This is a genomic window from Roseovarius atlanticus, from assembly GCF_019802205.1.
Classification (GTDB): domain Bacteria; phylum Pseudomonadota; class Alphaproteobacteria; order Rhodobacterales; family Rhodobacteraceae; genus Roseovarius; species Roseovarius atlanticus_A.
The window spans coordinates 562,719-585,112 of sequence record NZ_JAHVHQ010000003.1; the positions used below are offsets into that span (position 1 = coordinate 562,719).

The window sequence follows — 22,394 nt, forward strand, 5'->3', positions numbered from 1 at the left end:
AGCACAGCACGTGTGCGTGAGCAAACGTCACATCACTGGAAAACCGGGCCGGTTTGATTCATAAATAATTAAACCATTCGGTTCACCTGTCTTGAATCCGGGCAACTGGCTGCCCATATGGATGTTAAGACAATAAACATTGGAGGGTCACAGGGTTGAGCAATTATGCAAATCTTCCTGCGCCGTCGCCCGAAGCCGGGCTGAACCGCTATTTGCAGGAAATCCGGAAATTCCCGCTGTTGGAGCCGGAAGAGGAATACATGCTGGCCAAGCGCTGGGTCGAGGAACAGGATACCGAGGCCGCGCACCAGATGGTCACCAGCCACCTGCGCCTGGCGGCGAAGATCGCCATGGGCTATCGCGGCTATGGCCTGCCGCAGGCCGAGGTCATTTCCGAGGCCAATGTGGGCCTGATGCAGGCGGTCAAGCGCTTCGACCCCGAGAAGGGGTTCCGGCTGGCGACCTATGCCATGTGGTGGATCCGGGCGAGCATCCAGGAATACATCCTGCGCAGCTGGTCCATGGTCAAGCTGGGCACGACGAGCGCGCAGAAGAAGCTGTTCTTCAACCTGCGCAAGGCCAAGGCCCGCATCGGCGCGCTGGAAGAGGGTGACCTGCATCCCGACAAGGTGAAGCAGATCGCGACCGACCTTGGCGTCACCGAGGACGAGGTGATCAGCATGAACCGCCGGATGTCCGGGGGCGACGCGTCGCTGAACGCCACGGTGGGTGCCGAGGGCGAAGGCACGATGCAGTGGCAGGACTGGCTGGAGGACGAGGATGCCGACCAGGCCGGCGACTACGAGAAGCGCGACGAGCTGGAGGCGCGGCGCGAGCTGCTGGCCGAGGCGATGGACGTGCTGAACGACCGCGAGAAGGATATCCTGACCCAGCGCCGGCTGAGCGAAAAGGCGGTGACGCTGGAGGATCTGAGCGGTCAGTACGACGTGAGCCGGGAACGGATCCGGCAGATCGAGGTGCGTGCCTTTGAAAAGCTGCAGAAGCGCATGCGGTCGCTGGCCGCGGAGAAGGGCATGATGGCGACCGCCTGATCCCGGGCAGCGCACGCAACTCACGCGACGGCACCGAAAATTGGCCCCTTCCGCATTGCGGGAGGGGCCTTATTGTTGCCAGGTGAGTCGGAACCGAAGGAGGCGTCCGTTGCGCGCGCTGTCTATTCTATGCCTGTTCGTGATGGCGTCCTGCGCGCCGCGTCCCGCGGCGCATTATGCGCCGAGCGTGCCCGAGGCGCATCTGCAGACGCTTTATGTCGCGACGCAGAAGGCGCTGGACCGTACCGGGCAGACCTTTGGCGCGAAGCGCACGGGCGAGGTGCGATATTTCCGGGCCGATATCTCGATCCCGCCGACACATAAGGCCGGCCACGTGCAGTGGCCCGACGGGCCGCCGGATGCGGCGACCGATTTCGTCGTGGCGGCGACGGATGTCTATCCGTCCGCCGCGAGATTCCTTGGCGATGTGAAGGGGGCGCGTCCGGGGCGCGAGACGCAGGTCTTCGTGCATGGCTACAACACGACGCTGTCCGACAGTCTTTACCGGCTGGCGCAGATGCGCGAGGACTTCGAGGTGGCGGCACCGTCGGTGCTGTTCGCCTGGGCCTCGGCCGGGGATCCGCGGGGTTATGTCTATGACCGCGACAGCGTGCTTTATGCCCGCGACGACTTGGAGGACCTGCTGAACGCCTTGACCAGCGGGCCGCAGGACCGGGTGACCTTGCTGGCCCATTCCATGGGCGCGCAGCTGGTGATGGAGGTGATGCGGCAGGCGGCGCTGAAAGGCGACCGGCATCTTCTGGACCGGATCAGTGGCGTGGTGCTGATGTCGCCGGATATCGACCCCGATGTCTTTCGCCGGCAGGCCGAGACGATCGGGGAGCTGCCACAGCCCTTCCTGATATTCGTGACGCGGCAGGACCGGGCGCTGACCCTCGCCAGCCTGATCACCGGGCGCAAGAAGCGGCTGGGGGTGATCGACGGGCCGGAGGCGGTGGCGGGCCTGCCGGTGAAGGTGATCGACTTTACCGCGCTGGCGGATGGCGAGGGGTTCGACCACGCGGTGGCGATCACCTCGCCCTCGGCCATTTCGGTGCTGAACGGGATGCTGGAGCAGGCGTCATTGGGACGGGATGCGTTCGAGGATTACATGGTGCTGGAGGCGCAACCGTGACATGGGCCCGGCGGCATCCTATATGTGCCGTTCAGGAGGAATTTTGACATGGCCGGTGGATGGGCGCGCGACGGCGCGGTTTCCGAACAGATCGAAGCCTCGATCGAGGACGAATTGGCGCGGATGAAGGCCGCGAAACGCCCGGTGGGCGAGAGCCTGACACATTGCGCCGAGTGTGAAGAGGAAATCCCGCAGGCGCGGCGCGAGGCGCTGCCGGGCGTGAAGCTGTGCATCGATTGCAGCCAGGAACGCGACGGCGCGCAGCAGGCGCGGGGCGGGATCAACCGGCGGGGCTCAAAGGACAGCCAGCTGAAATAGGCGGGTGTCGTCGGGGGGGCTCTGCCCCCCACGGCGAAACTGCGTTTCGCCGCTCCCCCCGGGATATTTTTGGCCAGAGGAAGAGGTGGGGTCAGCTCCTTGGCGCGCGGCCGGTGAGGCGGCGCCAGACCGGGACCACGTCGAGCGAGGCCACGGCAATGCCCAGCGGGATCATCCAGAAGCCCAGCACCGGCAGGAAGCCGAAGATCCCGCCGATGATCAGCAGGATGCCAAGCACCAGCCGTAGCCCCGGGGGCACGCGCGACCGGATGCGCACGAGGACGCGTCTGAGGCGGGTGCGCAGGCTGTGGGGGCCGCTTGTGCGAGGCAGGGTTCAGTCCTCCATCGCCTCCAGTTCGTCGATGAAGCCGGAGATCATGCCGAGGCCCTTGTCCCAGAAGGCCGGGTCCGAGGCGTCGAGGCCGAAGGGGGCCAGAAGCTCCTTGTGGTGCATCGAGCCGCCCGCCTTGAGCATGTCGAAATACTTGTCCTGGAAACCTGCGGGATTTTCCTCGTAGACCGCATAGAGCGCGTTCACCAGCCCGTCGCCGAAGGCGTAGGCGTAGACGTAGAAGGGCGAGTGGACGAAATGGGGGATGTAGGCCCAGAAGGTCTCGTAGCCCTCCATGAAGTCGAAGGCGGGGCCGAGGCTCTCGCCCTGCACGGACATCCAGAGGGCGCCGATGTCTTCCGAGGTCAGCTCACCGCCACGGCGGGCGTCGTGCAGCTTGCATTCGAAATCGTAGAAGGCGATCTGGCGGACGACGGTGTTGATCATGTCCTCGACCTTGCCGGCCAGCAGGACCTTGCGTTCGGCCTTGTCCTTGGCGGCCTCCAGCAGCTTGCGGAAGGTCAGCATCTCGCCGAAGACGGACGCGGTTTCGGCAAGGGTGAGGGGGGTGGAGGAGAGCAGCTCGCCCTGTTCGGCGGCCAGTACCTGGTGGACGCCGTGGCCCAGCTCGTGCGCGAGGGTCATCACGTCGCGCGGTTTGCCGAGGTAGTTCAGCATGACGTAGGGGTGCACGTCCGTGACGGTGGGATGGGCGAAGGCGCCGGGGGCCTTGCCGGGTTTGACGGCGGCGTCGATCCAGCCCTTGTCGAAGAAGGGTTCCGCGAGATCGCCCATGCGGGGGTCGAAATCGGAATAGGCGTCCATCACCATGCCGCGAGCGGTCGGCCAGTCGATCTTGCGCGGGGCCTCCATTGGCAGGGGGGCGTTGCGGTCCCAGACCTGCATCCGGTCGAGGCCGAGCCACTTGCGTTTCAGTTCGTAGTAGCGGTGGCTGAGCTTGGGGTAGGCGTCGACCACGGCGTTGCGCAGGGCCTCGACCACCTCGGCCTCGACATCGTTGGAAAGGTGGCGGGAGGTCTGTGCGGTGGGCATGCCGCGCCAGCGGTCGACGACCTCTTTTTCCTTGGCGGTGGTGTTGTGGACGCGGGCGAAGGTGCGGATGTTGGCCTGGAAGGTGCGGGCAAGCTCGCGGGCGGCGGATTCGCGCTTGGCGCGGTCCTGTTCGGTGAGCAGGTTGAGGGTGGATTCGATCCCCAGCTCCTCGCTGTCCACGTCGAAGGTGAGACCCGCGATGGTCTCGTCGAAGAGGCGTTCCCAGGCGTCGCCGACGACACCGAGGTCGTGCAGGAATTTTTCCAGCTCGTCGGAAAGCTGGTAGGGCTTCATCGCCTGGATGCGGCGGATGACGGGGGCGTAGCGGGCGAGATCGGCGTTCTCCGCGTACATTGCTACAAGGGTGTCGGTATCGAGCCGGTTGAGTTCGAGGGTGAAAAAGACCAGCGGCGTGGTGTAGTTGGTGATCTTTTCCTGGCAGTCGGAGAGGAACTTGGCCCGCTCCCCATCGGTGGTCTGCTGGTAATAGCGCAGGCCGGCGAAGGACATGATGCGGCCTGCGACGGACGAGATTTTCTCGTTGCGCCGGATGCATTCAAGCAGGCCGGCGGCGTCGAGATCGGCCAGCTTGCCTTCGTAGTCGTTTGCGAAGTCGGCGCAGGCCTGTTCCAGCCAGTCTAGGTCGCGCTTGAGTTCGGGCGCGTCCTGCCCGGTATAGAGATCGTCGAGGTTCCATTCCGGCAGGTCGCCCAGATTGTCGGAGCCGGAGGCGGCGTTGACGTCGAAGGCGGGTTTGGGAAGCTGGAACATGCGGATCTCCTGTTGTCGCGTTGGTCAAGACATAGGGGGCGGGGCGGGCAGGCTCAAGCCGGGATCGGAATTGCGTGTGCCCGGAAGGTTGAGGCGCGGTCATCCCGGACTTGATCCGGGATCTCTGTCAGGGCGCGAGATCCTCGGGTCAGGCCCGAGGATGACGGTCTAGGACGGTGAGGATGGTGCGAGCAGCGCCCGCTGCAGAGGAATGGCATTGGGCTGGAGCGGCGCGGCCAGGCGGTGGTTCAGCCAGTAGCGACGGGTGGTCTTCAGATCGGCGCCCACCGGGACAAGCCGGCCGGAGGTGACGAGGGTGTCGAGCATCGGCAGGCTGGCCAGCGCAATGCCCTCGCCGGCCAGCGCGCGGCCGATGCTGTGACCGTAGCTGCGGCAGGTCTCGACCGGGCGATCGGCGAGGGGAGAATCCGCCCTGCGGTCGCACCAGATGCGCCAGTTGATCCAATTGGGGCCGAGACGCGGATAATCGAGAAGAGGCAGGTCGGGATTGTCGGCAAGCGCGGTGGCAACGGCGGGCGTGGCGGCGGGGGTGATCGTCTCGTCGAAGAGCGGCGTGCCGGTCCAGCCTTGTGGCGGGGCCTCGCCGTAGTGAATGGCAAGGTCGAGCGTGTCGGCGGTGAGGGCGCTGGGATCGTCGGCGGTCAGGACACTGACATTGCAGGCATCCGGGCTGGTGGCGAAGGCCTGCAGGCGCGGGTAGAGCCAGAACATCGAGACCGCGCCGTTGGCGGCGATATGCAGCGTATCGGTGTCGGTGACACGGGCCGTATCGAGGGACGCCGTCAGGTAGTCGAGCGCGAGGCGCACGGGTTCTTCGAGGCGGCGGGCGGTGTCGGTGGGCACCGCGTGGCGGGCGCCCCGGTCGAAAAGCGGTGTGCCGAGCCAGTCTTCGAGCTGGCGGATGCGCTTGCTGACGGCGGCCTGGCTGACCATGAGCTCGGGCGCGGCGGCGGAGAACCCGCCCCGTTTCATCACCGTGTTGAAGAAGACGAGTGTTTCCAGCGGGGGGAGGCTGCGGCGGTCCTGACTCATTCTCTGAGGTTATTCAATAGCGTGAGAATTTCCAGCATTTTCGAGATTAATGCTGTCGGTTATGGAATGTCAACCAATGAGCCGAGGAGGATGGCATGGCCGAACTGGACTGGCACGCGGAGCGAGCGGACCTTGCGGACTTGGCGCTGTTGGACCGGGCACCGGAGGACGAGGGGATCGACCTTGTGGCGGTGCGGGGCTACCGGCTGGGCCGGGTCAGGGCGGAGATGCGCAAGCGCGACATCGCGGCGGTGCTGCTGTCTGACCCGGTGAACATCCGCTACGCCACGGGAGCGCGGAACATGCAGGTGTTCAGCCAGAGGAATGCGCCGTCGCGCTATCTGCTCTTGACGCAGGATCGCTCGATCCTGTTCGAGTTTACCGGCTGTGCGCATCTGGCGGACGGGCTGGAGACGGTCGACGAGGTGCGCGCGGCGCGCACGGCGAGTTTCGTGGCGGCGGGGCCGGATATCGCCGCGCGGGAGAAAGCCTGGGCTGGCGAGATGGCGGACCTGGTGACCTCGCTGGTGGGCAAGGGGGCGACGCTGGGGATCGAACGGCTGAATGCCGGGAGTGCCATTGCGCTGCGCGATGCGGGGCTCAGGATCGTGGATGCGCAGGAACCCGTCGAGATGGCGCGGGCGATCAAGTCGGCGGAAGAGATGAAATGCGTCAACGCCTCGCTGCGGGCGACCGAGATCGGCGTGGCCAAGCTGCGCGAGGCGATCCGGCCGGGGATGACCGAGGCGGAGTTGTGGTCGGTGCTGCACCAGTCGGTCATCGCGCAGAACGGGGATTACGTGGAGACCCGGCTGCTGAATGCCGGGGAGCGGACCAACCCGTGGTTCCAGGAGACGAGCGAGAACGTGATCGGGGTGAATGAGCTGATTGCGCTGGATACGGACGTGGTGGGGTGCCACGGGTATTATTCGGATTTCTCGCGCACCTTCCATTCCGGGCCGGGCAGGCCGAGCGCCACGCAGCGCGAGCTGTACAAGGTGGCGTATGAGCAGGTGCACCACAACATGGGCATCCTGCGGCCCGGCATGACGTTCCGCGACTATGCCGATGCGGCCTGGGATATTCCGGAGCGGTACTATGCCAACCGCTATTACCTGTCGGCGCATGGCTGCGGGATGACGGGGGAATACCCGTATCTCTATCACCACGGGGATTTCCCGGATGCGGGCTATGACGGGGTGATCGCGCCCGGCATGACGCTGTGTGTCGAGAGCTATATCGGCGCGGACGGCGGCACCGAGGGCGTGAAGCTGGAGCAGCAGGTGCTGATCACCGAGACGGGCGTGGAGCTGTTGTCGCGCTTTCCGTTCGAGGATGATTTGTTGCGATGAGGCGGGGGAGATTATTCGTACGAATAATCTTGGGGGAGAAAATTCGTACGAATTTTCTTTAGCCGTAGTGGGTTAGCATGTCGCGGAGGTCTTCGAGCGTGTTCGCCTCCTGCACGGGCTTGTCGTGGCGCCAGCGTTTCATGCGCGGGAAGCGCAGCGAGACGCCGGATTTGTGGCGGGTGGATTCCATGATCCCCTCGAAGGCGATCTCGAACACGTGCTCTGCCTTCACCTGCCGGACAGGGCCGAAGCGTTGCAGGGTGTTCTTGCGCACCCAGGCGGTGATCTTGCGGAACTCGGTGTCGGTGAGGCCGGAATAGGCCTTGGTGAAGGGCACGAGGTCATTGCCGTCGCGCACGGCGAAGGTGAAATCTGTGAAGAGGTTGGCGCGGCGGCCGCTGCCCTGCTGGGCATAGATCATCACGGCGTCGATGGTCAGCGGATCGAGCTTCCACTTCCACCAGTCGCCTTTCTTGCGGCCGGAATGGTAGGGCGAGTCCTTGCGCTTGAGCATGAGACCCTCGGCGCGCGCGTCTCTTGCGGTCGCGCGGGTTTCGCGGAGGTCGTCCCAGGATGCGAAGGGGATGAGCGGGGATTGCCGGATGGGCGCTTCGGGCGGAAGGTCTTGCAGAAGGGCTTCGAGCCGGGCGCGGCGGGTGGCGAAGGGGGTGTCGCGCAGGTCTTCGCGATCCTGTTCCAGAAGGTCGTAGGCATAGAGGATGACCGGCGCGTCCTTGAGCAGTTTCTTCGGCACGGTCTTGCGGCCGATGCGTTTCTGCAAGGCGTCGAAGGACATCGGGCCGGCACCGTCCCAGGCCAGGATTTCGCCGTCGAGCACGGTGCCGGGCGGCAGGTAGTCGCGGGCGCGGGCCAGTTCGGGAAAGCGGTCGGTCATCAGCTCCTCGCCGCGCGACCAGGTGAAATGCTCGCCCCCGCGCAGGATCAGCTGGCCGCGGATGCCGTCCCATTTCCATTCGGCCAGCCAGTCCGCGGGTTCGCCCAGCGACTCGGGTTCCTCGTCGTCGAGGCCGTAGGCGAGGCAGAACGGATAGGGGCGTGAGAGATCGGCACTGGCGTCATGCGCCTCGATCAGCGTTTCCCAGGAGGTGTTGTCGGGGGTCCAGTCGCCCATCAGGCGGTGGGCCAGTTCGGCCTCGTCGCGCCCGGTCGCCTGCGCCAGCGCGCGGGTCATCAGCTTGCGCGAGATGCCGATGCGGAAACCGCCCGTGAGCAGCTTGTTGAACACCAGCCGTTCATGGGGCTGCATCTGGTCCCAGGCATCGAGGATGGCCGCCTTGCGGGCCTCTTCGGTCTCGACGTCGAGGGCGCGGAGGCGGGCGATCCAGGTGGCGAGGCTGTCGTCATGGTCGCGGGCGGGGGGCGGCAGCACGAGAGCGATGGTTTCCGACAGGTCGCCGACGATGGGATAGCTTTCCTCGAAGAGCCAGAGCGGGATGCCGGCGCGTTCGGCGGCCCATTCGCGCAGTTTCGTCGTGGTGATGGCGCGACGGGGGCGGCGGCCGGAAAAGAGCGCGACCGTCCAGAGCTTTTCGGCGTCGGGCGCGGTGGCGAAATACTCGGCCAGCGCCGCGACCTTGGTGTTGGTCCTGGTGGTCTGGTCGAGCGTGGTGAAGAGGGAGGTGAAGCGTTTCATGCGGCATCTTCCGCCTCGTCGGTGGCGTCGAGGGATTCGCCGGTGAACTCGGTCGGGACGACCTGGGCGTTCCAGCCCTGCTCGTTCAGGTATCGCGCGAAGATGTCCGTGTAACCATGTGTGGCGTATATGTTTTCCGCGCCTGTCGCCTTGATGGCGGAGATCAGGCCGGGCCAGTCGGCATGGTCCGACATGACGAAACCGCGATCCACGGCGCGGCGGCGGCGCACGCCGCGCAGGCGCATCCAGCCCGAGGCAAAGCCGGAGGAGGCCGGGCGAAAGCGGCGGGCCCATGTGCTGCCCAGGGCGGAGGGTGGCGCGAGGACGAGCGCGCCGGGATGGTCCCTGGCCTTGAGGTCAGGCGTGACGTACAGCGTGTCGGGCAGGGCGAGGCCCTGGTCGCGCAGGACGGCGTTGGTGTTCTCGACCGCGCCATGGGTGAGGATGGGGCCGATGGCGGGATCGAGCAGCGACAGGACGCGCTGCGCCTTGCCCAGCGAGTAGGCGCCGAGCAGGGAAAACGTGCCGGCGGCGGCGTTGGCGGCCCACCAGTCGTTGATCTGGCGCGCCGCATCTTCTTCGGGCGTCCAGGTGAAGACCGGCAGGCCGAAGGTGCATTCGGTGATGAAGCTGTGGCAGGGGACCGGCTCGAACGGCTCGGACAGGCGGTCGGCCTCGGTCTTGTAGTCGCCGGAGACGACCCAGACTTCGCCGTCCACTTCGACCCGGATCTGGGCGGAACCGGGCACGTGGCCTGCGGGGTGGAAGGACACGCGCGCGCCGCCGATTTGGCGCGTTTCGCCATAGTCCACCGTGTCGAGGGTGATCTCGCCCAGGCGGTGGCGCATCACGGGCGCGGCGGCGGCGGTGGAGAGATAGCGGGCATGGCCGGGCCGGGCGTGGTCGGCATGGCCGTGGGTGATCAGCGCCCGGTCCACGGGGCGCCACGGATCGATGAAGAATTCGCCGGCGGGGCAGTAGATGCCCTGGGGTTTGAATTGCAGAACCATGCGGGGGAGTTAGCGTGCCGGCAGGCGGCGGCCAGAGGATGAAGGCTTGCCGTGGCGCATGGGGCCGCTATCGTCGGGCAGAAGCGACAAGGGGGGTGTGCCATGCGGTTTGTCAGATACGGAGAGCCGGGGCGGGAAAAGCCGGGGATGCTGGACGCCGAAGGTCGGGTGCGCGACCTGAGCGGCGTGGTGGCCGATATCTCGGGGGCCGTGCTGGGGGCGTTGCCGAAGCTGGACCCGGAAAAGCTGCCGCTGGTGGAGGGCACGCCCCGGCTGGGGCCGCCGGTTGCCGGGATTGGCAAGCTGATCGGGATCGGGCTGAATTACAGCGACCATGCCGCGGAGATCGGGATCGAGCCGCCTGCGGAGCCGGTTGTTTTCATGAAGGCGACGTCAAGCATCGTGGGGCCGGATGACGACGTGGTCCTGCCGCGCGGATCGACCCACGGCGACTGGGAGGTCGAGTTGGGCGTGGTGATCGGGCGCGAGGCGAAATACGTGACCGAGGCCGAGGCGCTGGATTACGTGGCGGGGTACACCATCGTCAATGACGTCTCGGAGCGGCATTTCCAGATCGAACGCAGCGGGCAATGGACCAAGGGCAAGAGTTGCGACACGTTCGGGCCGGTCGGGCCGTGGCTGGTGACGCCGGACGCGGTGGGCAACGTGCAAAGCCTTGATATGTCCGCGGATGTGAGCGGGGAGCGGATGCAGACCGGCAACACCTCGACCATGATCTTTACCGTGGCGCAGATCATCGCGCATCTGAGCGAGGTCATGCGGCTGGAGTCCGGGGACGTGATCGCCACCGGCACGCCGCCGGGGGTGGGGATGGGGCGGGACCCCAAGCGCTATCTCAGGCCTGGCGACGTGATGGAGCTGGAGATCCAGGGGCTTGGGCGTCAGCGCCAGACGGTGCGTGCCGATCCCTGACGCTGGCGTAAAAGTCGACCAGCTTGCCGATCAGGGCGTCGCGGATCCAGGGGGCTTCCTGAAGCACCTCGTGCCTGGCGCCTTCGGCGATTTCCAGCTCGCCGCCGGGCCAGCGTGACATCCGGTCATGCACGCGGGAGACGTCGACGATATCTTCTTCGGACCCCAGAAGGCACAGGCAGGGCAGGTCGGGCGACGGGCGGCGCCACATGCGGCGGGTGCCCATCAGCGATTCGTAGAGCCAGCGCAGGGACGGGCCGCCGATGGTCAGTTCCGGGTGCGCGGTGACCTGGGCGATCATGTGCCGGTAGCTCTCGACGTCGGTGGTCAGGCGGTTTGTCTCGAACGGTTCGGCCAGCACGTAGCTTTGCGGCGAGGTGCCGGGGGCGTAGACGTGATCGAAGCCGACGCTGCGGCTGCTCCAGCCCAGCGACCAGGCGACGGGACGCAGCGCGGCGGAGATTCGGATACCCCACATCGGCGCGGAAAAGGACGCGCCCGCCACAGGCAGGCCGTCCATTACCGACTTGAGCGCGATGCCGCCGCCCATGGAATGCCCCAGGACGAACCACGGTTTGGGCAGGTCGAGTTCGCGCGCGGCGTCGACCATGGCGGCGACGTCGTGCTGGTAGTCGTCGAAATGCAGGACGTGGCCCGACATCTTGTCTTCGATCAGCCGGTCGGCCAGGCCCTGGCCGCGCCAGTCGACGACCAGCGTGGTCAGGCCCGCGGCGGCGAATTGCCGGACGGTGCGGCCGTATTTCTCGATATACTCGGTGCGACCGGGAAAGAGCAGGAGCGTGCCTGCGCTTTCGCCCGTATTGTCCTGTGGACGCCAGAGCCCCAGGCGGATGCGCACCCCGTCGGCAGTGTCGCACCAGACGGCGCGGCCCCCGTCGGGGCCATCGGCAATATCGGAGAAGAGGGGCGCGTCCGTCAGCATGGGTGTTACGACAGGACCGAGCCGAGTTTCATCGCGGTGCCCATGTCGCCGTCGACGGCCAGTTTGCCGGACATGAAGGCGGCCGTGGGGTCGAGATCGCCATCGAGAATGGACTGGAACGTGTCGGCGTCGGCGGTCATGGTGACGTCGGTTTCGTCATTGCCTTCGCGCACGCCGGATTCGTCGATCACGATGGAGCCTTCGTTCTCGATCACGAATTTGGCGCTGCCGTCGAAGCTGCCGTTCATCTTGGCGGACAGGGCCTCGACCGCGGATTTGGTTACGTCGCTCATGTCAGTTCCTCCAGATTTGATCGACCGGGGGCTTTGATTCCCGGCCATGCGCGCTAAACTGGGAATGTTATGGGCGTTATGAACCGACTTTCCAAACATATCGTGGCGGCACTTGTGCTGTTAGTCACGTTTTCCTTACCCGCGGCGGCGCAGGATTCGGCGCTGGATTCGCTGTTTGAGCAGTTGAAGACGGCCGAGCCGCGAGAGGCCAGCCGGATATCCAAGGAAATCGAACTGGCCTGGACGCGGTCGGGTTCGGCCACGGCGGACCTGCTGCTGAAACGCGGGCGCGATGCGCTGGAGGCCGGGGATACCCGCGCGGCGATCGAACATTTCACCGCGCTCACGGATCATGCGCCGGATTTCGCCGAAGGATATCACCTGCGCGCGATGGCCTATGCCGATTCCGACATGTTCGGCCCCGCGCTGGCCGATATCGAGAGGGCGCTGGCGCTGAACCCGCGGCATTACAATGCCATCGCCAGCCTTGGCGGCATTCTCTATCACGTCGAGAGCTACGCGAAGGCCAAGCAGGCATTCGACCTTGTGCTGACCCTTCATCCGCATCATCAGGAGGTGGAGGAAATCCTGCCGATGGTCGAGCGTGAAATCGGCGGGCGGGACCTGTAAGCGCAAGAAGACAAGAGGCAAGTCCCATGGGCGAGCAGTCGAGGATCCTGGCGGTCCTGGGCCCGACGAATACCGGGAAGACCCATTTCGCGATCGAGCGGATGCTGGGCTATCGCACCGGCGTGATCGGCCTGCCGCTGCGCCTGCTGGCGCGGGAGGTCTATGACAAGATCGTCGCGGTGCGCGGCCCGTCGGTGGTGGCGCTGGTCACGGGCGAGGAACGGATCGTGCCGCCGCGCACGCAATACTGGGTCTGCACGGTCGAGGCGATGCCCGAAGGGATGGGCGCGGATTTCGTCGCGGTGGACGAGATCCAGCTGTGTGCCGACCCCGAGCGGGGGCACGTGTTCACCGACCGCCTTTTGCGGATGCGGGGCCAGAAGGAGACGCAGTTCCTGGGGGCGCATACCATGCGCGGGGCGATTGCGGCGCTGGTGCCGGGGGTGGAGTTCGTCGGCCGCGAGCGGATGAGCCAGTTGACCTACACAGGTTCGAAAAAGATAAGCAAGATGCCCGCCCGTTCGGCTATCGTGGGGTTTTCGATTGAAAATGTATATGCCTTTGCCGAGCTGCTGCGCCGCCAGAAGGGCGGTGCGGCGGTCGTGATGGGGGCCTTGAGCCCCCGGACTCGCAACGCGCAGGTGGATCTTTACCAGAACGGCGACGTGGATTACCTGGTGGCCACCGATGCCATCGGGATGGGGCTGAACCTGGACATAAATCACGTCGCGTTCTCGTCCCTGACCAAGTTCGACGGGCGGCGGATGCGCAATCTTGCACCGAACGAGCTGGGCCAGATCGCCGGGCGCGCGGGGCGCGGCATGACCAGCGGCACGTTCGGGGTGACGGGCGAGGCGCCGGAGCTGCCCGACGACATGGCACAGGCAATCATGGACCATCGCTTTACCCCCATCCGCAAACTGGAATGGCGCAACGCGGCGCTGCAGTTCGGGACGGTCGACGCGCTGATCGCGTCACTGGAGCAAAAGCCCGAGGATGACTGGCTGGTGCGCGCCCGCGAGGCGGATGACCTCGTGGTGCTGCGCACGCTGGCCGAGGATGCCGAGATCGCGGCACGGGCCAGCGACGGCGCTTCGGTGCGCCTGCTGTGGGACGTGTGCCGGGTTCCGGACTTTCGCGGGATCAGCCATGCGGAACACGCGGGGCTGCTGGAGCGTATATTCAGTGACCTGCACGAACATGGCCGGGTCAGCGAGGAATGGCTGGCCGGGCACGTGGCGCGGATCGACCGGACGGACGGGGATATCGACACGCTCTCCAAGCGTTTGGCATATATCCGCACATGGACCTATGTTGCCCAGCGAAAGGGCTGGGTCGGGGACGAAAACCATTGGCGCGAAACGACCCGCGCTGTAGAAGACCGCCTGTCGGACGCGTTGCATGACGCGCTGACGCAAAGATTTGTGGACCGGCGCACCAGCGTGCTGATGCGGCGGCTCAAGCAGAAGGACGCCATCGTGGCCGAAGTGAATGACAAGGGTGAAGTGACCGTCGAGGGCGAATTCGTCGGTCGGTTGGAAGGGTTCCGGTTCCGCCAGGACAAGACGGCGGGCGGACAGGAGGCCAAGGCGGTGGCGCAGGCGAGCCTGCAGGCGCTGGCGCCGCATTTCCACCTGCGGGCGGACAAGTTCTATAACGCGCCCGATACCGAGATCGATTTCACCGAGCAGGGCGGCTTGATGTGGGGCGAAAGCGCCGTCGGCAAGCTGGTGGCGGGTGCCGATCCGCTGAAACCGCAGGTCGAGGCCTTTGTCGACGACACCGCCGGGCCCGAGGTGATGCAGAAGGTGCAGCGTCGGTTGCAGCATTTCATCGACCGCAAGGTGGCGACCCTGTTCGAGCCTCTGTTGAACATCCAGCGGGACGAGGAACTGAGCGGGCTGGCGCGGGGCTTCGGCTTTCAGCTGGTCGAGAATTTCGGGATCATCCCGCGTGGCGAGGTGGCCGACGAGGTCAAGGCGCTGGATCAGGATGCCCGCGGGCAATTGCGCAAGCATGGCGTGCGCTTTGGCCAGTTCACGATTTTCATGCCGCTTCTGCTGAAGCCGGCGCCGACGCGCCTGCGGCTGGTGCTGTGGTCGCTGAAGATGGGGCTGCAGGAGTTCCCCGAGGCTCCACCGCCGGGCCTGGTGACGGTTCCGGCCGGAAGCTCTGCGCCGCGCGGGTTTCACTCGATGTCGGGGTACCGCGCCGCGGGCGAGCGGGCGATCCGGATCGACATGCTGGAACGCCTGGCCGACATGCTGCGGTCCGAGGACAGCCGGGGCGGGTTCGAGGCCAACGCCGACATGCTGTCGATCACCGGCATGACGCTGGAACAGTTCGCCGACCTGATGCGCGGGCTGGGCTATAACGCCGAGCAGGGCGAGCGCGAGAAGGTCAAGCCGGTGGATGCGGCGCTGGACGACGCGCCGGAGCCGTCGGAGACGCTGGAGACGCCGGAGGCGACCACCGCCGAGGACGCGGTGGAGCAGATCGTCGAGGACGGGCTGGCGCCGGTGACCGAGGTCCCGCCGGAAGACCCCGAGGTGGACGCGGAAATACCCGAGATGTCCGAGACCGAGGTGCCGGTGGGCGAGGTGCCCGACGCGGCGAAGGAAGAGACCGAGATGGAGGTCTATTATACCTTCACCTGGGCCGGGCGTGGGGCCAAGGCCCGCGGTGAGGGCCGTGGCAGGCCGCAAGGCGGCAAGCCCCGCGGCAAGGGTGGCAAGCCCAAGCCGAAAGGCAAGCCGCGCCGCGAGGAAGGGGCCAAGAGCTTTAGTTCGAAACCCGCGAAGAAGGACAAGATCGACCCTGACAACCCGTTCGCCGCGGCCCTGATGGGGCTGAAGGACAAGTCGTGACATGAGCGACGCGGGCCAGCCGAAGATACGGCTGGACAAGTGGCTGTGGCACGCGCGGTTCTTCAAGACGCGCAGCCTGGCCACGAAACTCGTCACGGGCGGGCATGTGAGGGTCAATTCGCAAAGGGTGTCGAAGGCCTCGTCGTCGGTGAGGCCGGGCGATGTGCTGACGTTTCCGAAGGAGCGCGACATCCGGGTGATCCGCATCGTCGCGGTGGGCGAAAGGCGGGGGCCGGCGCCGGAAGCGCAGGCGCTGTACCACGATCTCGATCCGCCGAAGCCGCGCGACCATGCGACCGAGCCGCTGAACCCGCGTTACGAAGGCAAGGGTCGGCCGACGAAAAAGGATCGCCGCAAGATGGATCAGGAAACGCGATAGTGCGCCGCGGAAGGGCGTCTGGCGCTTGAATGATCCGCCGGACTGGATTAGGTCAGCGCGAGGAGATCACGACCGGGGCGAAAGATGACCTATATCGTCAATGACAATTGCATCGCGTGCAAATACACCGACTGCGTGGAGGTGTGCCCCGTGGATTGTTTCTACGAGGGGGAGAACATGCTTGTGATCCACCCCGACGAGTGCATCGACTGCGGCGTCTGCGAGCCCGAGTGCCCCGCCGACGCGATCCGTCCCGACACCGAGCCGGACATGGAGAAATGGGTCGAGTTCAACCGGAAATACTCCGAGATGTGGCCGGTCATCGTGACCAAGAAGGACCCGCTGCCCGAAGCGGACGAACGTGACGGCGAAGACGGCAAGCTGGAGAAGTATTTCTCGGAGGCGCCGGGCGAAGGCGGCTGACGCAAGGGGCTGCGGGCGTGAACCGATTCGTTTGATCAAACGATCAATGGGTCAGGTTTTGGGACAAGAACGCGCGGTAACCACCTGACGCCGCAGGTATAATCAGCCTGACCTGCTGAGCCCGCTTTCAGTGGCCCCTTTTTTGTGATACACTACCGTTACAAATGTAGACACCGCCCATATATTATCCATCTGCCCGCGCTGACGCATGGGAGGTGGATTTCTTTGTGCTTGACGCCACGCCCCGATGGCCCGCTGCCGAGGGGATGCTCCGCCAAGTTTGAACTGGGAAGCTTGTGAGGAAAACCTGAATGAGCAAATCGAAGAAGTCCGAGTTTCGCCCTGACGATTACGTCGTATACCCTGCGCACGGCGTCGGCCAGATCATGTCGATCGAGAAGCAGGATATCGCCGGGATCGAACTGGAACTGTTCGTGATCTCCTTTGAGAAGGACAAGATGACTCTGCGGGTTCCGACCCACAAGGCGACCGAAATCGGCATGCGCAGCCTGTCGAGCCCGGATGTGGTGTCGAAGGCGATGACCACGCTGAAAGGCAAGGCCAAGGTGAAGCGCGCCATGTGGTCGCGCCGGGCGCAGGAATACGAGCAGAAGATCAATTCCGGCGACCTGATCGCGATTGCCGAGGTGGTGCGCGACCTGCACCGCACCGATGATCAGCGCGAACAGAGCTATTCCGAGCGCCAGCTGTACGAGGCCGCGCTGGAGCGTCTGACCCGCGAAGTGGCCGCCGTCAGCGGTGGCGACGAGGTGCAGGCCGCCAAGGAAGTCGACGAGGTTCTGGTGTCACGCGCGGCGTGATGCGAGCTACGATGTGAAGGGAAGGGCCGTGCCGAAGGGTGCGGCCTTTTTTATTTGCGCTTTGGGCCGAGAGATCCCGGATCAGGTCCGGGATGACGTCAGAGCATGGAACTCGCGGCCTCACGCTTCCTTGCGGTCGTCCGAGATGTCCTCGGCGGCCTTTTCCTCCAGCTGAGACAGCAGCATGGTCTGCAATTCCGCTTCCAGTTCCTTGGCGCGCTTGATGTAGGCGCCGTTCTGGATGGTGGGAATGTTGGGGTCCCACAGGGCCGCCAGGTCGCGGACGGAATCGCGGTCGTGGTGGTAGAAGGTCTTTTGCAGCTCTGCCGCCTCGAACTCGGTCAGTCCCATGTTTTCAAGCACGTAGCGTCCGGCGCGCAGGGAGCTGTCGAAAAGCTCGCGCACGATGTCGTCGGCGCCGGCCTTGTAGAGGCGGAAGACATGGGTGCGGTCGCGGGCGCGGGCGACGATGTGCAGGTCTGGCCGTTCGCGCCGGGCGAAGGCCACGAGCCGGGTTGTGGCGTCGGGATCGTCGAGCGCGGCCACAAGCACCTTGGCATCGGCGAGGCCCGCCGCGTGCAGGAGGTCGGGCCGGCCGGGATCCCCCAGGAAGCCCTTGATGCCGAAGCGGCGCATCCGCTGGATGGCGGCAAGGTCATGATCCAGAACGACGGTTTCGAACCCCGAGGAGCGGACCATGCGGTTGACGATCTGCCCGAAACGCCCGATGCCGGCGATGATCACGGGGCCTTTCGCGTCGATCTCGTCGGCTTCCTGTGCCTCGGACGGGTCGGTCATGCGGTTCGACAGGTGGTCGTAGAGGATGAACAGGAGCGGCGTGATCAGCATGGAAATAGCGATGACCAGCAGCAGGGTTTCGCGCAGTTCCGGCGGGATCACGTTGTTCTGGCCGGAAAAGTTGATCAGCACGAAGCCGAATTCCCCGGCCTGCGCCAGACCCAGCGTGAAGAGCCAGAGGTTGCGGCCCGTCAGGCCGAAGACGCGGCCCAGACCATAGAGGATGCCGCCCTTGATCAGGATGACGGCAAAGGCCAGCCCCATGATGGTGAAGAACGAGGCGAAGAGGATCGAGAAGTTGATGCCCGCGCCGACGGTGATGAAGAACAGCCCCAGGAGCAGGCCCTTGAAGGGCTCGATATCGCTTTCCAGCTCGTGCCGGAATTCCGACGAGGCCAGGACGACGCCCGCGAGGAAGGCCCCGAGGGCCGGCGACAGGCCCACGAGGCTCATCACGAAGGCGATGCCCACCACGATCAGGAGCGCGAGCGCGGTATACATCTCGCGCAGGCGGGCTTGGTGGATGAAGCGGAAGACGGGGCGCGTGGCATAGACGCCGAAGATGATGATGCCGGCCACGGCCCCCAGTGTGAGGAGCGTGACACCCCAGCCCGGAAGGCTGTCGATCATGGACTGCGCCACCTGCGCGGGGGCACCGCCATGGTCGCCCTCGGCGGCGTGGCCCTCGTCGGCCAGCCGTTGCAGGGTCTCGCCCAGGATCATGTCGGGCGTTTTCGGCAGGGCCAGGAGCGGCAGGAAGGCCAGCATCGGGATGACGGCGATGTCCTGGGTCAGCAGCACGGAAAAGGTCGAGCGTCCGCCGCCGGTCTGCATCAGGCCCTTTTCGGACAGGGTTTGCAGGACGATGGCGGTCGAGGACAGGGTGAAGACCATGCCGATGGCCAATGCCACGGACCACACCACGCCGAGCGCCATGCAGCCCGCCATGACGGCGGCCGTGGTGAGCGTGATTTGCAAGCCGCCCAGCCCGATCAACTTGTGCCGCATGTCCCAAAGCGCCCTGGGCTCCAGCTCGAGCCCGATGATGAAGAGCATCATGACCACGCCGAATTCGGCGAAATGTTGCAATTCCTCGGCGTCGTGGCCGCCCAGCAGGCCCGGAATATGCCCGATGGCGATACCGGCGGCGAGATAGCCCAGCACCGATCCCAGCCCGAGCCGGGCGGCCAGGGGCACCGCGATCACGGCGGCTGCGAGAAACACGGTGGCCTGAAAGAAAAATCCTTCCATCGGGGTCCTTTGCGGATTTCGGAGCACGGGCGGGGCACCGCCTTGAGGCAGAGTATGCGGCGCAGGTGACGCTTGTGCAAACGACTTGGTGCGGGCGCGAGGACGCGGGAGGCTTTTTTTCGGGTGTCGGTCCGGATTGGCGTGGTCGGAGGCTGTGGCGAGGATTATTCAGGCCGGAAGGAAGCCGCGCGAGCGCCGCCGAGGCTCAGCCGCGCGGCATGGTGAGCGTCACCTGCCGCCCGGATTTGACGTAGCGCAGTTCGCTGGTGCCGATGGCGGCGACGCGCCCGCCATCCAGCCGGTCGCCGACCTTGACCTTCTTGTAACTGCCATTGGCCAGGCGCACGAGGGCGCGGCGGTTGGAATTGCTGCCGTAGACGCCGATGAGATTGACCTGGCGCATGCGCAGCGCGTTCTTTTCGGTTGCGGCGCGGGCGACCGTGGTGGGCGTCGGGCCGCTGGGCGAAATGCGCTGATTGCGAGGTACGGCGACGGCGGCGGTGCGGGCTTCCTGCTGTTCGGCTAGGCGCTGGCTGCGCTGGACGATTCGGTTGAAGTTCCGGGGCCGCGCGTTGGGCTTGGCCGAGACCTTGACCGCCTGGGCCGTCGCCCCGGCGAAGGGATCGGGGGCGGGGACCGCGGCGGCGGCCTGAAGCGCGGCGGTGACCGCATCGGGGTCAGGCGAGATGCCTTCGGGCGTCGCGGCGGCAGCTTCGGTGGCCGCTTCAGACGCCGCGGCGGCCTCTTCGGCCAGTTCCTGCGCGCTTTGCGGGCGCAGGCGGGGGCGCAGGGTGGCGAGTTCGTTGCGGGTGCGGCCGCCCAGGGTTTCGCGTTCGTTGGTTTCGGACAGGTCCCCGGGCCGGACACGGGGGCGCAAGGCGGCGATGCGTTCGAGCGCCTCGATGCGGGCGGCGGCATCGGCGGGATCCTCGCCCGGTTGGGCCAGGGTCTCTGCCGGGCGGTCCGGCGGCACGAGCGCGGGCTGACCGGCGTAGACCAGAATGCCATCGGGGGTCAGCGCGCCTTCGGGCGTCGGCTGCACCAGGCCGCGCGTGTCCATGGTGAACATGGTGTCGGCGGCGGCGGGATCGGCCGGCGTGTCGGGCCGCGTGTCGCCGCGCAGGCTTTCGGGCGCGGGCAGGGCAACCGCGTCCTGCTCGACGACCTTGGGGTCGATCGAGGTGAGGTAGAAATCGTCCAGGCTTTGGGTGCCGGGGTCGGTGGGCGCGTCGGGGGCGCGTTGCCAGATGCCGGTGACGGCATAGCGCGTGCGGGCCTGTTGCTCGGTCAGTTCGGCCGGGTTCGGCGCGGGCTGCGGGTCGGCGCGGGGCGTCTCGGCGCCGTCGGAGGTGACGCCGGGCAGGGCGGCGAGAACGCTTTCGCCCTCGTCCGTCTCGCCGGTACCCGAGGCGGAGGCACCGTCGGTATCGCCGGGCGGGACCTCGGCGTCGGGTGTCGCGGCGATCTGTTCCCGGGGATCGGGGCCGCCGCGCAGGACGCGGGAGATGCCGTCTTCGAGGAAGATCGACGCCCAGGCGGCCACGCCCACGAGGAAGATCAGCAGCACCGCGGTCAGGATCAGCCCCAGGAAACGCGGCTTGCCGCCGACGGAGGCGGTTTTGCGCGCGCCGAAGACGGTCATGCGCTGGCGTTCCTGCTCTCGCTGGGCCTCGGGCGAGGAGCGTGCGGCGGTGCGCGTGGGCTGGCGTTTGTCGGGCTTGGGCGATTTGCGGCGCGAGAAGAACGACAGGGCGCCGGAGGACGCGGCAGCCTGGTCCTTGGCGGCAGGCGCGGCGAGGGGCGCGTTGGGGGTGTCTTCGGGAAGGTCGAACGGCGCGGGCCCGGTGCGGTCGGCCATGAAGGCGGGGGGCGGCGGAATATCGCTGCCGTCGTCCTCTGCCTCAGGGCGCGCGCGCCCGGACGGCCCCTCGGCGGTGGAAGGCTCCGCATCGGGCGCGGTGAGGCGAGTGTCGTCGGAGGCGCGTAGCGTGGCGCCGATCCGGGCGGCGGCATCGGCAGGCAGCGCGTCTTGCGGTTTGCCGGTCACCTTGGCGGCGGCGCCAGCCGCAGCGCCGGTGGCGGGGCCGGTGACGAACGGCGTCGCGGCCGTCAGCGTGGGTTCGGCGCGCGGCGTTTCTCGGGACGGGGGCTCGGCGGCAGGCGATGCGCCGTCGCGGGTCGCGCCGCTGAGGCGGCGTGGGGCGGTCGGCAACGTGTCGCGCTGCGCGCGGATCGAGCTGAAGGCGACAGGCGCTGCGGGCGTTTTCCCGGCAGCGTCGGTGCGCTCATCTTTCACGTCTGCATCCGTGCCGGCATTCGCGACACCGTCACCGTCTTGCACCTCCGCTTCCGCGCCCGCGCCCGCGGGGCCGGGCGTCGGGTTCGGCGGAATGTCCGGGTCCGGTTGCGGCATCGGTTCCGGCGGGATGTCGGGCTGTGGCGTTGGAGGAACCTCCGGCACAGGCTCGGGATCGGGCTGGATCTCCGGTTCGATCTCGGGGTCCGGCGCGGGCGGCGTGTCGGGCGCGGGCGGAACCTCCGGCTCGGGTTGTGGCGGAAGATCGGGCTCTGGCGCGGGCGGCACTTCGGGCGGCAGATCCGGCTCGAGTGCGGGCGGCCGCGCGGCATCGGCGGCCTCGGTCGCGCCTTCGAGGGCGGCCTCGGGCGCGGCGTCGGCAGCGGGAGCCGCCGCGCGGTGCAGCGGCGCCGTGCCGATGACCCGGATGGCGGCGGTGTCGCGCTCTATGCGTCCGCCTTCGGGCAGGAGAGACGGGGCGCTTTTCGTCTCGCCGAACCACGGCTCGCCCACGAAATCGCGCCCCTCGGGGGCGGCGACGAAACAAAGCGGGTTGAAGCCGTGTTCGGCGGCAAAGGCCTCGGCCTCGGCCAGGGTTTCGCGGGCGACGGCGGCGATATGCACCTGCCCGGCGGAAATCGACCAGTCATAGGCAAGGTCGTCGACCGCGTAGGGCGTCGCGCCATCAAGGGCGCGGTGCACGGCCGAGGCGATCTCGTCCGCTTCGAGCCCTTCGGAATCGAACTGCAGGAAGCGAATCTGGTCGTTGGGGATGACCAGCTTGGAGCGGATCGGGTTACTGTCGAGTTGCCCGGCCCGGTTTCGAAGGTCGGACAGCGCACCGGCGAGGTCGCTGCTGTCGAGGCTGACCTCGCCCACCATGTGCCAACCGGGGAAGGCACGATGCAGAAGGCTGATGCCTTCGAAGGACAGGGTCAGGGCAAAATTCGGTTTCATTCACAACGCTCTGGCACCACGGACCCGGCAGGGGTGGCCCCCTGCCGCGCGTGGATTCTACAGCAGCTTACCGC

Annotated in this window: 19 protein-coding genes; 10 read left to right on the forward strand and 9 right to left on the reverse strand. The window is 66.5% G+C overall.

Annotated elements, in window-relative coordinates; translation table 11 throughout:
• The first annotated feature begins 155 nt into the window (after positions 1-155).
• The 3 genes from rpoH to KUV49_RS08575 all read left to right on the forward strand — a co-directional run bounded on the left by rpoH (position 156) and on the right by KUV49_RS08575 (position 2,505).
• On the forward strand, positions 156-1,052 hold the full coding sequence (gene rpoH / locus KUV49_RS08565; RefSeq protein ID WP_152491809.1) for an RNA polymerase sigma factor RpoH: 897 nt from the start codon (positions 156-158) through the stop codon (positions 1,050-1,052).
• Between the two features lie 109 nt (positions 1,053-1,161).
• Positions 1,162-2,187 carry an alpha/beta hydrolase gene (locus KUV49_RS08570; protein WP_261391101.1) on the forward strand — a complete coding sequence of 342 codons (1,026 nt, stop codon included), beginning with the start codon at positions 1,162-1,164 and terminating at the stop codon, positions 2,185-2,187.
• Positions 2,188-2,235: 48 nt separating this feature from the next.
• Entirely contained in the window at positions 2,236-2,505 is a 270-nt protein-coding gene (locus tag KUV49_RS08575) for a DksA/TraR family C4-type zinc finger protein (protein WP_103762405.1), read from the forward strand.
• A gap of 91 nt (positions 2,506-2,596) precedes the next feature.
• Here KUV49_RS08575 and KUV49_RS08580 read toward each other — a convergent pair whose 3' ends face one another.
• The 3 genes from KUV49_RS08580 to KUV49_RS08590 all read right to left on the reverse strand — a co-directional run bounded on the left by KUV49_RS08580 (position 2,597) and on the right by KUV49_RS08590 (position 5,713).
• Positions 2,597-2,764: a hypothetical protein gene (locus KUV49_RS08580; protein ID WP_261391102.1), complete on the reverse strand. Its 168-nt coding sequence runs from the start codon at positions 2,762-2,764 to the stop codon at positions 2,597-2,599.
• Between the two features lie 75 nt (positions 2,765-2,839).
• Positions 2,840-4,660, reverse strand: a complete 1,821-nt coding sequence (locus KUV49_RS08585) for a M3 family oligoendopeptidase (protein ID WP_222449585.1) — start codon at positions 4,658-4,660, stop codon at positions 2,840-2,842.
• A 168-nt stretch (positions 4,661-4,828) separates the two neighbouring features.
• Complete coding sequence (locus tag KUV49_RS08590) at positions 4,829-5,713, reverse strand: LysR family transcriptional regulator (RefSeq protein WP_222449586.1); 885 nt, start codon at positions 5,711-5,713, stop codon at positions 4,829-4,831.
• A gap of 95 nt (positions 5,714-5,808) precedes the next feature.
• Between KUV49_RS08590 and KUV49_RS08595 the strand changes: the two genes are divergently transcribed.
• Positions 5,809-7,065 (forward strand): M24 family metallopeptidase, encoded by a 1,257-nt coding sequence (locus tag KUV49_RS08595; protein ID WP_222449587.1) that lies wholly within the window; start codon positions 5,809-5,811, stop codon positions 7,063-7,065.
• Positions 7,066-7,123: 58 nt separating this feature from the next.
• Here KUV49_RS08595 and KUV49_RS08600 read toward each other — a convergent pair whose 3' ends face one another.
• Positions 7,124-8,719 (reverse strand): ATP-dependent DNA ligase, encoded by a 1,596-nt coding sequence (locus KUV49_RS08600; RefSeq protein WP_222449588.1) that lies wholly within the window; start codon positions 8,717-8,719, stop codon positions 7,124-7,126.
• Positions 8,716-9,729, reverse strand: coding sequence for a ligase-associated DNA damage response exonuclease (locus tag KUV49_RS08605; RefSeq protein ID WP_222449589.1), 1,014 nt, complete (start codon positions 9,727-9,729; stop codon positions 8,716-8,718). Before KUV49_RS08605 ends, KUV49_RS08600 begins: the two co-directional genes overlap by 4 nt.
• Before the next feature lie 102 nt (positions 9,730-9,831).
• On the opposite strand from KUV49_RS08605, the gene KUV49_RS08610 reads away from it, so the two are divergent.
• Complete coding sequence (locus tag KUV49_RS08610; RefSeq protein ID WP_222449590.1) at positions 9,832-10,662, forward strand: fumarylacetoacetate hydrolase family protein; 831 nt, start codon at positions 9,832-9,834, stop codon at positions 10,660-10,662.
• Here KUV49_RS08610 and KUV49_RS08615 read toward each other — a convergent pair.
• Together KUV49_RS08615 and KUV49_RS08620 are read right to left on the reverse strand one after the other, a co-directional pair.
• Positions 10,586-11,605, reverse strand: a complete 1,020-nt coding sequence (locus tag KUV49_RS08615) for an alpha/beta hydrolase (protein WP_315899491.1) — start codon at positions 11,603-11,605, stop codon at positions 10,586-10,588. The genes KUV49_RS08610 and KUV49_RS08615 overlap by 77 nt on opposite strands.
• Before the next feature lie 5 nt (positions 11,606-11,610).
• On the reverse strand, positions 11,611-11,898 hold the full coding sequence (locus tag KUV49_RS08620) for an SCP2 sterol-binding domain-containing protein (protein WP_152491817.1): 288 nt from the start codon (positions 11,896-11,898) through the stop codon (positions 11,611-11,613).
• Positions 11,899-11,976: 78 nt separating this feature from the next.
• Here KUV49_RS08620 and KUV49_RS08625 point away from each other — a divergent pair, with 78 nt between their 5' ends.
• The 5 genes from KUV49_RS08625 (at position 11,977) to KUV49_RS08645 (ending at position 17,018) form a co-directional block, all read left to right on the forward strand.
• Positions 11,977-12,528, forward strand: coding sequence for a tetratricopeptide repeat protein (locus KUV49_RS08625; protein WP_261391103.1), 552 nt, complete (start codon positions 11,977-11,979; stop codon positions 12,526-12,528).
• A gap of 26 nt (positions 12,529-12,554) precedes the next feature.
• On the forward strand, positions 12,555-15,395 hold the full coding sequence (locus KUV49_RS08630; protein WP_222449592.1) for a helicase-related protein: 2,841 nt from the start codon (positions 12,555-12,557) through the stop codon (positions 15,393-15,395).
• Between the two features lies 1 nt (position 15,396).
• A complete protein-coding gene (locus tag KUV49_RS08635) occupies positions 15,397-15,774 on the forward strand; it encodes an RNA-binding S4 domain-containing protein (protein ID WP_222449593.1) in 378 nt (125 codons plus the stop codon).
• Between the two features lie 84 nt (positions 15,775-15,858).
• Positions 15,859-16,197 (forward strand): ferredoxin FdxA, encoded by a 339-nt coding sequence (gene fdxA, locus KUV49_RS08640; RefSeq protein WP_152491821.1) that lies wholly within the window; start codon positions 15,859-15,861, stop codon positions 16,195-16,197.
• A gap of 311 nt (positions 16,198-16,508) precedes the next feature.
• Positions 16,509-17,018: a CarD family transcriptional regulator gene (locus tag KUV49_RS08645; protein WP_057792822.1), complete on the forward strand. Its 510-nt coding sequence runs from the start codon at positions 16,509-16,511 to the stop codon at positions 17,016-17,018.
• Between the two features lie 120 nt (positions 17,019-17,138).
• Here KUV49_RS08645 and KUV49_RS08650 read toward each other — a convergent pair whose 3' ends face one another.
• Positions 17,139-19,067, reverse strand: a complete 1,929-nt coding sequence (locus KUV49_RS08650) for a cation:proton antiporter (RefSeq protein ID WP_222449594.1) — start codon at positions 19,065-19,067, stop codon at positions 17,139-17,141.
• A 205-nt stretch (positions 19,068-19,272) separates the two neighbouring features.
• Positions 19,273-22,320: a hypothetical protein gene (locus KUV49_RS08655; RefSeq protein WP_222449595.1), complete on the reverse strand. Its 3,048-nt coding sequence runs from the start codon at positions 22,318-22,320 to the stop codon at positions 19,273-19,275.
• Positions 22,321-22,394: the final 74 nt, after the last annotated feature.

Bases quoted from the DNA above. Each gene is read 5' to 3' on its own strand.
- KUV49_RS08600 (WP_222449588.1), bottom strand. From the start codon at position 8,719: ATGAAACGCTTCACCTCCCTCTTCACCACGCTCGACCAGACCACCAGG.
- fdxA (WP_152491821.1), top strand. From the start codon at position 15,859: ATGACCTATATCGTCAATGACAATTGCATCGCGTGCAAATACACCGAC.
- KUV49_RS08620 (WP_152491817.1), bottom strand. From the start codon at position 11,898: ATGAGCGACGTAACCAAATCCGCGGTCGAGGCCCTGTCCGCCAAGATG.
- KUV49_RS08635 (WP_222449593.1), top strand. From the start codon at position 15,397: ATGAGCGACGCGGGCCAGCCGAAGATACGGCTGGACAAGTGGCTGTGG.
- KUV49_RS08595 (WP_222449587.1), top strand. From the start codon at position 5,809: ATGGCCGAACTGGACTGGCACGCGGAGCGAGCGGACCTTGCGGACTTG.
- KUV49_RS08655 (WP_222449595.1), bottom strand. From the start codon at position 22,320: ATGAAACCGAATTTTGCCCTGACCCTGTCCTTCGAAGGCATCAGCCTT.
- KUV49_RS08650 (WP_222449594.1), bottom strand. From the start codon at position 19,067: ATGGAAGGATTTTTCTTTCAGGCCACCGTGTTTCTCGCAGCCGCCGTG.
- KUV49_RS08630 (WP_222449592.1), top strand. From the start codon at position 12,555: ATGGGCGAGCAGTCGAGGATCCTGGCGGTCCTGGGCCCGACGAATACC.
- KUV49_RS08610 (WP_222449590.1), top strand. From the start codon at position 9,832: ATGCGGTTTGTCAGATACGGAGAGCCGGGGCGGGAAAAGCCGGGGATG.
- KUV49_RS08605 (WP_222449589.1), bottom strand. From the start codon at position 9,729: ATGGTTCTGCAATTCAAACCCCAGGGCATCTACTGCCCCGCCGGCGAA.
- KUV49_RS08575 (WP_103762405.1), top strand. From the start codon at position 2,236: ATGGCCGGTGGATGGGCGCGCGACGGCGCGGTTTCCGAACAGATCGAA.
- KUV49_RS08615 (WP_315899491.1), bottom strand. From the start codon at position 11,605: ATGCTGACGGACGCGCCCCTCTTCTCCGATATTGCCGATGGCCCCGAC.
- KUV49_RS08590 (WP_222449586.1), bottom strand. From the start codon at position 5,713: ATGAGTCAGGACCGCCGCAGCCTCCCCCCGCTGGAAACACTCGTCTTC.
- KUV49_RS08645 (WP_057792822.1), top strand. From the start codon at position 16,509: ATGAGCAAATCGAAGAAGTCCGAGTTTCGCCCTGACGATTACGTCGTA.
- KUV49_RS08625 (WP_261391103.1), top strand. From the start codon at position 11,977: ATGAACCGACTTTCCAAACATATCGTGGCGGCACTTGTGCTGTTAGTC.
- KUV49_RS08585 (WP_222449585.1), bottom strand. From the start codon at position 4,660: ATGTTCCAGCTTCCCAAACCCGCCTTCGACGTCAACGCCGCCTCCGGC.